The sequence below is a fragment of the Legionella hackeliae genome, from assembly GCF_000953655.1.
In the GTDB taxonomy this organism is placed as follows: Bacteria; Pseudomonadota; Gammaproteobacteria; order Legionellales; family Legionellaceae; genus Tatlockia; species Tatlockia hackeliae.
Genome location: NZ_LN681225.1, coordinates 3330184 through 3342451 on the forward strand (window position 1 = coordinate 3330184; position 12268 = coordinate 3342451).

Genomic DNA, 12268 nt, shown 5'->3' on the forward strand with positions numbered 1-12268 from the left:
AAAATAGCGGTACTGTAAAATCCATTTCTCCATACCTTGGACTATAAATCATTTCCTTTTTTATTAATCTGTCTCTAACCGGACCAAGACCAGAAATATTTTTTTCTAATATTTCAGCTACCTCTGCTGCGCGCTGAATGCTCGCTCTTAACCCTTTAGACTTGGATAAAAGAGGGCGCGCTTATTAAATAAAAGTGAATAAAAAATAACTAAAGATTTTTAGTCGACGTCTAAATTGACTCTAATTGAACCAGTCATTTATCATTTGGCCATCTGAATTTTTAGAGATTTCCAAATGTTACCAAAGTTATTTTTTCAAAGTCTTCCTAAAAAATATACCTTCTCTCTTAAAGGAGAACAGTCCACAGGGATAATGCAGTTAATAAAAAATCCTGAACATATTAATCAAGAAGAGTCCAAGGCAGTACTTATTAATAGTTTTATTAGTGAGTATAAAAAATATCTATCTCCTTCTGACATTGATTGCAGTTTGCATACCTGGGAGGATGTTCATGCATATTATGATAAATACTTTCATGATGAATTCCGTGATTTTTTTGAAGGAAAGCTTGATTATTGGGCTCAAGTAAGCGTAGATGGAAAAATTGCTGGGTGGGCAACATTTGAGCGTGAACATAAGAATCCTAAAGAAGTGTACATGAATCTTTTGGTGGTTGATCCGAAATATCAGCAAAAAGGCATCGGTGGACAGTTAGTCAATGCGTTAATTAATCTCAAAGAGATACCAGATCTCAATGCAGTACATTTGCTTCTTCGTAAAAAAAATCAAGGGGGAAGAATATTTTATTCCAAACTTGGTTTTAATGCCGATCCAGAATACCAACGAGCCGATAATTTTGTAGATCTGAATTTACTGGAAGGTTGGACATGGAAGAATCCCGCGCTCCAACACCATGAAGAATCTACTCTTACTTCTAGCGTGATGATATGATTTGGGAAACTTCATACGTTAAAAATGGCTGAAGCTGGCCTAGGTATTTTTGTTTAGAGTAGCTTTTCGTTCCAATGATTGCCCCCCTACATTAAAATTATTAGGGAAAAAGTTCCATTTGGTGAATGCCAAACTGTTCTTTGATTTTTTATAATCGGTATCAATAGCGAAACGACCACACATAATTTTCCCTCTTTATACATCGAGAATGAACCCAGGAAAGATGAATTCAAATAATAAACGCAACTCTTATTATAAATCAGTAGGTTAGCTATTATGCAACCGAGCTAGCAATTAGTTGATAAAGTTTATTACAGAAAACTAAAGCAAAATTGGAGTCAAGAGTAGATTCGCTGTTATGCTAAACATCAGCTATTTATTAGAACTTCAGACATGAAAAATATGCCCAATGAAAACAATGAGATAAAACCATTGCCTCCTACACAAGCAATGGCTGAAAAAGCATATGGAGCTATGCAACGATTTGTAGAAATTGAAGCTGTAAGTGGCTTTGTTCTACTCCTGAGTACTGCAATTGCATTAATATGGGCAAATTCTCAATTGGCTGCTACTTATGATCGATTTTGGCACACATCATTGAGTTTTGGGATAGGGAAATTCACTTTTTCAAAAAGCCTTCATTTTTGGATTAACGATGGATTAATGACATTTTTTTTCTTAATTGTTGGAATGGAAATTCGTCGAGAAATTCATGATGGTTCATTAAGTAATCGCAAATATGCATTGCTACCTATTATTGCGGCGATTGGTGGAGTTGTTGTACCTGCTTTTATATTTTTTGTCTTTAATCAAAATTCTACAGCGATAAATGGTTGGGCTATCCCAACTGCAACTGACATTGCTTTTGCTGTTGGTGTTCTCGCTTTATTGGGAAGTGCGATTCCAAGCTCCACACGGCTTTTCCTTCTAACTTTGGCTATAATTGACGATATTTTAGCTGTTCTCATAATTGCGATTTTTTATTCTGAAGGACTCAACTATTTAGGATTTTTAATTTCAGTTTGTGGAGTTTTATTTGTCTGGAGTCTCCAAAAGATAGGTGTTGGTTCTGCCTTTGGTTATTTAATACCAGGCGGAATTATTTGGATAGGTATGCTTGTTACCGGAATTCATCCAACTTTAACCGGTATTGTTCTTGGATTAATGACTCCTGTTAGGGGAATCCGAATGCGTGAAACGCCATTATCAACAATATTTTATATCTCAAACAAATTGAAAGAAGAAGACGTCTCTGTGAAGACTCAACGCAAGTTGAGGTTAGCCCAAAGGGAATTAATACCACCCGTAATAAGAGTTGAAAAAAGTCTGCATCCTTGGGTGGCTTTTTTCATTATCCCTTTGTTCGCACTAGCTAATGCTGGCGTTGCAATAAACTATAAGTCCTTCATTGAACCAGGATCTATATGGCTAATTACAGGAATCTCTTTAGGCTTAATTTTTGGTAAGCCACTTGGAATAGTGGGGTTCAGCTGGATTTCTTTACGTTTTAGTTGGTGCGAATTTCCACACAATTTTACTTGGAAGGATATTTGGTTAGTTGGACTACTTGCTGGAATAGGATTTACAATGTCAATATTTATTGCGATGTTAGCTTTCAAAGAAGGAATATACCTGAATTCAGCTAAACTAGGTGTTTTATTTGGTTCCCTTATTTCTGCAGTATTTGGGCTTATGTGGGGAAAACTATATTTAAGAAAGCTAAAAAAATTCTATAAATAAACATCGGTTAACTGAAGTTAAGAAAAGTGATTTTTTAATATCAATATACTTAGAGCTACTCAAATACAAACTAAGTCGCTATTCAAATATTCATTAAAGTGTTGTTTCAAATCAGTTAAATGATCAAGATAGAATTGCAGAGTTGGTAATTTTTATCCTGGGTTTAATTATCATGTACTCAGACCTTAATGATTTAAAATCCCATTAATTCAGAGCAATTGTGCATATTATTATGCAAATATATTTTGTGTCTTAATCGACATAAAGTGAGCCTTTTTGTATAAACTATTTTTAAAGAAGTTAAATTCTTGAGCTGAATAGTCTCTCAAAACCTTCCACTTTAGATAAAGAACCTTTTATATGCAGATGTACAACATAATTTGACAAACTTTGCAGCATAGTCTCCCTAATAAACTATAATTAACTATTATGGAGAAACTAATATGCTAAATATAGAGCCTCACAAAATTAGAGATATTCTTAATCAAATAAAATGCTTCCAAGAAAAGGAAGATGAATATCCAAAATTGACTTGTGAAAAAGATTCACTCTATGTTTTATCTGATCCCTGGTATCAAAGTGTTCTAAATAAAATAAATACTTTACCGCCGGATCAACAAGCAACTCTGGTGGCTTTATTGTATTTAGGACATGGAGACTTTAAGAAAAGCGAATGGACAGAAGCTTTTGCAATAGCTCACGATCAACTGACAAACCATATTGGACAATACCTATTATCACAACCAAAAGTAATAAATTATATTGAAAACGGCCTAAAAATTTTAGGTTTCACAAATTAAAAAATTTTTAAGCTTGCTAATAGAGCTCTGTGAGGATCTATTTCTTCGTGGTCCTCCGGCAGACACAAACTCTACCATGTACGCATCTTAAAAATATTTGATTCTAGATGAGATTGTTCTAAAGCTCAAATCTGTAAAGGGCTTAACATGGACCTTTCATAAAGCGCAGAATTAAATTGTCGTTCTAATTCTCGTAGTTGATGTCTGTCCAAAATGATAAGTGATGTAAGAACTTAGTTTAGGCCAAATAAATTCTGGTTTTAATTCCTTAAAGAGTTCTGGTGTTTTTTCTTTAATGGATTGTTCAGTAATGTTCTCATATAAATCGGTCTTAAAATCACAAAGATGAACAGCAACATGATAAATATCATCTTCAAAAGTAGACCATTCACGTTTCTTAATCCATGGAGAAAAAATAGTAAATGAAGGTTTATTTAAGGCCTTAGCAATATGTATAGCTCCACCTTCATTACCTATGATTCCATCACAGTGATTCATAATTATAATAAAAGTTCTCAAGTCATAATTTGATAGTTCAAAGAATATATTTTTTTGGACTTTCTTGCTGCATAAGTCATAAATTCTTCGTGCTATATCCTTTTGGTGGGGTAGAAAATTAAATAAAATATTTACATCGACTTGTTCAACAATTTGATTTATAAGAATTGCCATGAATTCAGGAGGATAGGTCTTTAAAGGGCAACTGCCAAGAATATTGAGCATGAGAGTCTTTTTAGATGGAATCTGATGTTTTTTAAATAAAAAAGATGCTTTTTGTTTCTCTTCATTGGAAAGAAAAATCTGCGGGAAACAATCTGGCGCTGCATCGTTTAAAAAGGGCTGAACCAAGAGTAGTTTTAAATCGATTGCACTTCCATACGAAGTTCCTTTAAATGAATCCCGACAAAGATTATGGGTATAAAGAAAAGTTCTATATTTCTTTTTATAGGAAATACGATACTTTGCTTGGCAAAGCCAAACAATAAACCAACTTTCCAATTTAGTATAAGCGTCAATAACAATATCGTACTGTTCTCTTCTTATTTGCAAAGCAAACTTTATAAAAGCGCTTACGCTTGCTCTATTCTCAGGATAAATCGTAATTATCCGGTTAATGTTAGGATTTCCGTCCAATACCGGTAAAGACTCTTTATTAATTAAATAATGAATTTCTGCCTTTGGTAATACTTTTCTTAAATTATTACCAATGATACTGCTTAGCAAAACATCACCAATTTTTTTATGCTGTATGACCAATATTTTCATTTTTTTTCTTATTTAAAGATCCTGACAAACGTTCATTTATATTTTCCATCTGCGATGCACCCACCACCATTGTTCGGGGTGCGCTAGAATCAATTCTTCTAATTTTTGGTTATATCGCAAAGTATTATTGTAGATTGCTTCCTCTGTTTCTGGATGAGGTTCCCAAGGCATTGCTGGATGAATCTCTACAATATGTTTGTCTCTCGATTGGCGATAAACAGAAACAGGAACAACAGGAACTTGATATTTATGAGCAAACAAAGCCAAACTTCTAAATGTCCCAGCCTTGCTATTAAAAAAATTTACCGCAATACCTTCTTTATTCTTGAGTTCGGCATGTTGATCCAGCGCGAAAATAATAATCCCTTTGCTTTTAAGAGCTTGGATTATTTTCAAGGGCGCACCAGATTTATCAATTCGTTGTAGGCCGAAGCGCCTATTGCGATTTGATATCTTTCTCTCAAGCCATTTAACACTTATCTTTTTTCTAATGACATATAAGGGATCAAATAAAAACTTTAATTTATCATTTAGTAAATGTATCGAAAGTTCCCAATTTCCCATATGCGCTGTTAGCATAAAACATCCTCGCTCCATTTTTTTTGCTTCCAGAAGATGTTCAATACCCCTTACTTCCAGAAGATTATTAAGACGTTTTGCACTATACCAATCCCAAAAAAAGAATTCCCTCAGTGTAGAAATTAAATGAGAATAAAATGCCTTGGCTAAATGCTTTTTTTGTTTTGAAGAGAGTTTATCCTTGAAAACTCGATCAATATTATTGAGTACAATTTGTCGGCGTAAGGGAATTAAATGATAAAATAAAACACCCAGCAGACTAATACGGAATTTAGACTTCACTTACTGCTCCTTCGAATACCATCTCTTATAAGACCAAAGCCACTGCTCAGGAGAAGCAAGAAGCATTTCTTCCAAGCGGTGATTATATTTTTTTGTATCTTCTAGATAAGCTTGTTCTTTATCTTTATAAACATCACGTTGAATTTCAGGATAAAATTCAACAATATGCTTTTTTTTGTTCACACGGTAAGACCTTACAGAGAGAACTGGACACTCAAATTTGTTCGCTAAATAAGCTACGCTGGTGTAGGTGTTACTTAATCTTCCTAGAAAATTAACCTTCACACTAGAGCGACTTCGCCGAGAGGGTTTTATATCAAAGGGAACGAAGACAACATTCTTTTTTTCCAGGATAAGCCGAATTTGTCCAAGAGCATTATTTTTGTTAATTATTTTATAACCAGCTTTTTCAAAACGTCCCCAAAAAAAATCATTCAAGAAATTAAATCTCAGTGATTTACGAACACAGTAAGCATGACCCACTTCGTTTTTTAATTTATCAAGAATAAAAAGTGGAGCAAATTCCCAGTTACCAAAATGTCCAGATAGAATAATAGCACCTTTATTTTTTTGTAAAGCTTGATGCAAATGTTCTTCGCCAATGATTTTGACGCGTTTTTCCAAGCGAGTTTTACCTAAGAAAGGCAACAGAAAAATTTCCTTAAAACACAGGAATAGATGCGAGTAGTAGGCAACAACAATACGTTTTTTTTCTTGGGGAGAAAGGGTATCGCCAAATACGCGTGCAATATTTTTTTGAGCGATACTGCGTTTTTCAGGAATTAGGAAATAAATAATCCACCCTATCCAATTAAGTGGAAGAAAATTTAAACTATGTTTTATTTCAAGCATATAATCTTCATCCATTTGATCACTGATAAGACAGGGGACAAAGTCTATATGCAGCTTTCTGGAAAGTAAAATAGTATTGGCTTTTGATTTTTAGTTAAGTAATATCGGCGATTAAATCGACCCTAGTAGTTCATTATGGATAAAATAAAAACACCAACTCGTATTGCGATAGTTGCTGGAGAAGCCTCTGGAGATTTGTTGGGCGCGGGGGTAATGCGAGAGTTAAAAAATCTTTTGCCGCATGTTGAATGGACGGGTATTGGCGGCCCCGCAATGATTCAAGAGGGATTTAAGTCATTAATTAATATTCAACAGCTTTCGGTGATGGGGATCAGTGACACTTTTCTTCGTTATCCAAAGTTATTCAACATCAGAAAAACTCTTTACAAGCAATGGCAGAAAAATCCACCTGATATTTTTATTGGCGTTGACTATCCCTATTTTAATTTGTCCTTGGAGCTGCGCTTAAAAAAATTAGGAATAAAAACGGTTCATTTAGTGAGTCCCAAAATCTGGGCCTGGCGACAAAAAAGAGTATTTTATATTAAGAAAGCAGTGGATTTAATTCTCACTTTATTTCCTTTTGAAGAAGCACTGTATCAGAAATTCAATGTTCCGGTTCGCTATATTGGGCATCCACTCGCGGATCAAATTAATTTAGAAATAAATACCAAGGCTGTTAGAGGGCAATTAGGAATTTTGCCGCAGGATAAATTAATTAGCGTACTTCCGGGTAGCAGAGCCAGTGAGCTAAAATATATGGGCCCTTTATTTCTCGATGTGATGCATGAGTTAAGCCTGCAAATGCCAGAACTTCAGTTTATAGCACCAATGGCCAACACAAATTTAAAAGCTATTTTTTTACAACAATTGCATCAGAAAGGCTATAAATTTAAGTTAAAAATTCTCGATGGACAATCGCACAAAGCGCTGAGTGCTTCAGACGCTGCTTTGATCAAATCAGGAACAGCCACCCTGGAAGCAATGCTATTAAAATGTCCAATGGTTGTTGCCTACAAATGGAGCGCCTTGAACCATGCAATTATAGCCCCGCAACTTAAAATACCGTTTATTTCTCTACCCAATATTTTGGCCAACCAAAAATTAGTCCCTGAATTTGTACAGTCAGAAGCATTAGCAAAACCTATTGCGCAAAAAATGTTACAGCTATTAAACTCGAAAGACACTGTAGTTTTAAGAAATCAACTTACAACTATTCACCAATCCTTAAGACAAAATGCGAACAAAAAAGCAGCCTTAGCCATTTTTAACCTTTTAAACAGAGTTAACGTTTAAGTTGCTTTTTTAAAAGACAGGTTTGTCGGTGCCAATCACGATCGGGGAGGGCGGGAAAACCTCCTACCCGTGCACCTGGTTCAACATCCTGAACCGCTACAGATCCTATGAGGATGGTAGCCCGATCTCCCACCGTAAGATGCCCGTTTACTCCTGCTTTACCACCTAAAGAGACGTATTCTCCTAGTTTACTACTTCCTGCTATTCCAGCTTGACCACACAGAATAGACCCCTTTCCAACTTTTACGTTGTGACCAATTTGTACCAAATTATCCAGACGGCACCAGTCGCCTATCTCAGTATTGCTCATGGAACCTCTATCAATGCATGTATTGGCACCAATTTCAACATTATTGCCAATAACCACTCCGCCAATCTGCGGTATCTTATAATACTCTTGACCATCTCCTGCAAATCCAAATCCATCCTGACCAATACAAGCTCCTGGATACACTAAGACATGATTACCCATTACGGTGTGACTAATACTGACATTGTTTTCAATACAACAATCATCTCCAATAATGACATCATCACCAATAAAGGTGTTTACTCCTATTTTACAACGAGCACCGATATGTGCATTTTCGCCAATATAAGCACCATGACCTATATAACAATCTTTTCCCACATTAGCACTTGAGGCGATAAAAGCAGTCGGAGCAACAAAAGTCGTAACGGCAGTCACTGGATAGAAAGCCTGAGCGATTAATGCGTAGGCTTTATAAGGATTATTATGAATTAATAAATACATCTCTTTGGGAGCATGGTGAACACAGTCGGGCGCTAAAATACATGCTCCGGCTTGAGAGCTTTTTAAGGATTTAATATATCTTTTTTCATGCAACATTGATAAATGAAACGCTCTGGCAGACGAAAGAGGCGCAATATCAGAAACCACAAAATCCTCTCCTCCATTATGAAGGGAAGCACCAGCGCATTGCGCTAAATAAGCCAAAGTAAAAGGGCCTTTAGGTGTTGAAAAGCGAAAAGACATAATTAATACCTTAATTAGGATTAGCGATAAAAACCACGAGTAGAACCTTTAAGAAAATCAATAATAAAATTAATATCTACATTGTCTTTAAATTCTGCTTGTAACTGCATTATTGCATCCGTACTACGAAGACCCTTATAAAATAGGATTTTGTAGGCTCGTTTAATGCAACTTTTTGCTTCCGTTGAATATTCTTGACGGCGTAAACGCTCAACATTAATCCCATATAATTTCGCCGGGTTTCCCGTAACCAATGCGTAGGGGCAAACATCTTTGGTAATTAAGCTAAGAGCTCCTATCATAGACATGCGCCCTAATTTGACAAATTGATGCAAGCCAGAAAGAGCGCCTATGGTTACTCGATCTTCAATGACCACATGTCCGCCGATAGCGACTGCGTTCGAAATAATATTATGATTTCCGATGAGAACATCGTGACCTACATGAGCAGAGGTCATAATAATATTATTATCACCAATGCGCGTTATGCCGCCGCCTCCTCGCGTTCCTCTATTTATGGTGACATATTCACGAATCACATTATCATTGCCAATAAAGACTTTGCTTATCTCGCCATTAAACTTTAGATCTTGAGGACGTCCTCCGATAATCGAGCCAATTCCAATCTGATTACGTTCTCCAATTTCCGTCCATCCTTCTATAGTGACATGGGAAGCTATTGATGTTCCTCGAGCAATGCTCACATTTTCCCCTATGATTGAATAGGGCCCTATTGAGACACCAGGACCGATTTTTGCTCCGGGGGCAATTAAGACTGTTGGGTGAATTTGATCCAGAGCAGGAATAAGATTTGCTGAATGCTCTAATTGACTCATTAGCATGTTTGACCTCATAACATCTAATTTCAAATCAACGCTATGTTAAGGTATATCTGGTTTGATGTACCTTAACAAATATTTATATTTTGAGAAAATAATACTGAATATTTTTAGATCAAATAATTTAACTTGATGAAAACGTCACGAACAGCAAATCTTTGAGCAAAAACGAGATGGTTTTCGGTTACACCGCTGTGTATAGCCTCTGCGTTAACTTGTGACCAGTATTGCTCGGTGTTAATCCCCCCTTGAATACCAAAGATACTTCCATTTTTTAAGGGAACCTGTGCCGCAATTGCCAAATTTGAGCCCACAACAATCGAAGTCCACATAGTCGTTGATGTAGACTGGGTGTAACTGAAATTATTTGTTGACACTATATTGGGATAATTTGGAATTATTCCTGCTGTATTCAAACTTTCACTCCACTTAGAGCGATAGGAACCACCTAAAGCAGAGGCGGAGACATCACCAACGATGCTGATGTAACGAGTTAGACTCCATGAAGCCCCCATACCAATTTGCGGCCCAATTCCATAGTATTTTGCTTCATAATTAATGGAGTTACTTAATGGAGTATAAAATGTCAGGAAAGCGTCATCCATATAAGCCATGGTTCCATTATATTGTGCAGAAAAGCCCTTTTTAAATTCAGACGCTTTAATACCGTAATAACGTGAAAAACTTACGTTCTCGAGGAAAGTACTCGGAAAATAGCGATGAGTTAGTAATTCAGCAGTTTGAAAATCATAGCGTGAGCTAACTGCAGAAGCTGCATTAAGAAGCTGTTGTCCGCCAGGAGAAATTAGATCAGTAGGACTTACAAACTGATTAACTTGCACGATTTGGCTTAATTCATTAATGAGTACGCCATTGATAGGGGTGCTTGCTGTATCAAATCCTTTATTTTTTAAGTTAGTATAAGTTAACGTTACATCATGATCTTGCTGCGGACCAAACTTATACCCTATTCCCAGCAAATATCCCCATCTAGAATCAGGGTCTATTTGATGCGCGTTATTAGCGCCATTCACAGAAATGATATTGCTATATATGGTTTTGTTAATTCCTTCATCACTTAAAGAGCCATATACAGGTGCTGCAGTAAAGAAAAAATGATTACTGACATCTTCACTACTGCCTACTGTACCAGAAAATGCGACTGTGCTGTTAGCCATGAATAAGCCGACAAAAAGCTTCCTATTTATCTTTGAAATTTTCACGTTCACTCCATTTAACTGATAACTTTATTCAGACTTTTCTGAATGTTGTAGGTTATCAGAAAGTTATTAAAAGTCTAGATTTTGATACGGAGCAAGAAAAGTTTGAAATTTTAGTCTTGGCATTCAGGAGTTAAAATCAAATGCAGCTTGATTAGTAAACATTAAAGAGAGTCTACTCCTTAACCGCTTGATGGCCTGTGTGCGTCTGTATTTTCGAGCAAATGAAAAATAAGAGCTCATGCGAACAAAATGCTTATCGCCTATTCCATCGATAAGTACAAAATAATGACCTTTCTCTGGCATATAAGCGTAAACAATATTTCCTGGCTGCAAGTCATAAACACAAATATCTATTTTGGTTAAGTCATCAAGAAATTCTTTTAGATGCTTCACAACATTATCGTCGACCTGATTATTTTTTACGAGTTGTTCCAATGTGGGGGCATACTGTCCTTGTTTATCTTTCTCAGCTCTTACTACCAACCCTAAACCTAAATTAGTATCTACAAAGCCAATAATATGTTGGATTATATGAGGGAGGGGATTTTTACCAACTTGCAATCTTATTCGAGCATGCTCATAAAGCTCTATTAAAAAATATTTAAAGAAACGACGATAATTCTGGTAAGAGATGGGACTGTTATGAGTCCACTTATCAAGAGTGGATTTGGCAATTTTTATTAGACAAGCATCATTTTCTGGATGTGCATAAACTATACGACGATTACCTTCTCCGACATAATATTTCTCATCGAGGTGAATTATTTTAATAGGATTTATAGACATTTAATCTTCGCAGGCTTGTTTTAACGTTTTGATATCAAGGTTTTTCATGTTAAGCAATGTTTTCGGAGTATCTATGCTTATTTTCCAATGGCCTTCATAACTTTGTTGACGTCTTTCTCAATAATTTTATTGATTTCTGAAACTTGCTCAGAATAACCAATAGATTCAACAACCAGGGTGGCTACTTCCTCATAAAAATGATCTCGTTCCTGATGTTGTTTTTCCAAGAAGCTTTTCATATCATCCACCGGAAGCGATGGCTCTCGACCATTTTTCATACGCTCAAGTTGAGTGGGTATAGAGACTTTCAAATACACAACAAACTCTGAGGACAATAATTTTCGACATTGTTCGCTCGATACAACACATTCCTCCAATAGAACGACAACATTTTCTTTTCCAATACAATGTGAAATGATATCCGCTTGACAGCGATTAAATGCTGCCTCTCCTTGCTCTCCCAGAATGTCTCGTGTCAGTCGTCCAACATAACGTTCAATACTCGGATTTGCATCAACAAGTTGCCATCCTAATTTTTTAGCTAACGCTTCGGTAAATATAAACTTACCTGTCCCCATATGGCCAAGGATGAAGATACGCTTTGTCATTTGTTAATACCCCTAACCTGAATATTTGTCTTCGTTAAATACTGTCTA

At 36.0% G+C, this 12268-nt stretch carries 12 protein-coding genes; 4 read left to right on the plus strand and 8 right to left on the minus strand.

Annotation, left to right across the window (positions count from 1 at the left end):
• The first annotated feature begins 295 nt into the window (after positions 1–295).
• The 3 genes from LHA_RS14705 (at position 296) to LHA_RS14715 (ending at position 3492) form a co-directional block, all read left to right on the plus strand.
• A complete protein-coding gene (locus tag LHA_RS14705) occupies positions 296–952 on the plus strand; it encodes a GNAT family N-acetyltransferase (RefSeq protein ID WP_045107216.1) in 657 nt (218 codons plus the stop codon).
• A 393-nt stretch (positions 953–1345) separates the two neighbouring features.
• A complete protein-coding gene (gene nhaA / locus LHA_RS14710; RefSeq protein WP_231861940.1) occupies positions 1346–2692 on the plus strand; it encodes a Na+/H+ antiporter NhaA in 1347 nt (448 codons plus the stop codon).
• Between the two features lie 443 nt (positions 2693–3135).
• Positions 3136–3492: a DUF3775 domain-containing protein gene (locus LHA_RS14715; RefSeq protein ID WP_045107217.1), complete on the plus strand. Its 357-nt coding sequence runs from the start codon at positions 3136–3138 to the stop codon at positions 3490–3492.
• 171 nt (positions 3493–3663) lie between these two features.
• On the opposite strand, the gene LHA_RS14720 is transcribed toward LHA_RS14715, so the two are convergent.
• The 3 genes from LHA_RS14720 to LHA_RS14730 are packed head-to-tail and all read right to left on the minus strand — an operon-like array spanning position 3664 to position 6486.
• Positions 3664–4758 (minus strand): glycosyltransferase family 9 protein, encoded by a 1095-nt coding sequence (locus LHA_RS14720; protein ID WP_045107218.1) that lies wholly within the window; start codon positions 4756–4758, stop codon positions 3664–3666.
• A 36-nt stretch (positions 4759–4794) separates the two neighbouring features.
• Complete coding sequence (locus LHA_RS14725) at positions 4795–5619, minus strand: lysophospholipid acyltransferase family protein (RefSeq protein WP_045107219.1); 825 nt, start codon at positions 5617–5619, stop codon at positions 4795–4797.
• Entirely contained in the window at positions 5620–6486 is an 867-nt protein-coding gene (locus LHA_RS14730; protein WP_331709216.1) for a lysophospholipid acyltransferase family protein, read from the minus strand.
• A gap of 120 nt (positions 6487–6606) precedes the next feature.
• On the opposite strand from LHA_RS14730, the gene lpxB reads away from it, so the two are divergent.
• Positions 6607–7767: a lipid-A-disaccharide synthase gene (gene lpxB / locus LHA_RS14735; RefSeq protein ID WP_082060374.1), complete on the plus strand. Its 1161-nt coding sequence runs from the start codon at positions 6607–6609 to the stop codon at positions 7765–7767.
• On the opposite strand, the gene lpxD is transcribed toward lpxB, so the two are convergent.
• The 5 genes from lpxD to LHA_RS14760 all read right to left on the minus strand — a co-directional run bounded on the left by lpxD (position 7757) and on the right by LHA_RS14760 (position 12220).
• Positions 7757–8767 (minus strand): UDP-3-O-(3-hydroxymyristoyl)glucosamine N-acyltransferase, encoded by a 1011-nt coding sequence (lpxD, locus tag LHA_RS14740; protein WP_172480837.1) that lies wholly within the window; start codon positions 8765–8767, stop codon positions 7757–7759. The two genes, lpxB and lpxD, sit on opposite strands and share 11 nt — an antisense overlap.
• A gap of 17 nt (positions 8768–8784) precedes the next feature.
• Complete coding sequence (gene lpxA, locus LHA_RS14745) at positions 8785–9606, minus strand: acyl-ACP--UDP-N-acetylglucosamine O-acyltransferase (RefSeq protein ID WP_045107222.1); 822 nt, start codon at positions 9604–9606, stop codon at positions 8785–8787.
• A gap of 107 nt (positions 9607–9713) precedes the next feature.
• Positions 9714–10781, minus strand: coding sequence for an Lpg1974 family pore-forming outer membrane protein (locus LHA_RS14750; RefSeq protein WP_045107628.1), 1068 nt, complete (start codon positions 10779–10781; stop codon positions 9714–9716).
• A gap of 168 nt (positions 10782–10949) precedes the next feature.
• On the minus strand, positions 10950–11612 hold the full coding sequence (locus tag LHA_RS14755) for a YrbL family protein (protein ID WP_045107223.1): 663 nt from the start codon (positions 11610–11612) through the stop codon (positions 10950–10952).
• A gap of 77 nt (positions 11613–11689) precedes the next feature.
• The gene (locus tag LHA_RS14760; RefSeq protein WP_045107224.1) at positions 11690–12220 is read right to left on the minus strand and encodes a shikimate kinase; all 531 of its coding nucleotides are present in this window, start codon (positions 12218–12220) and stop codon (positions 11690–11692) included.
• Positions 12221–12268 lie beyond the last annotated feature (48 nt).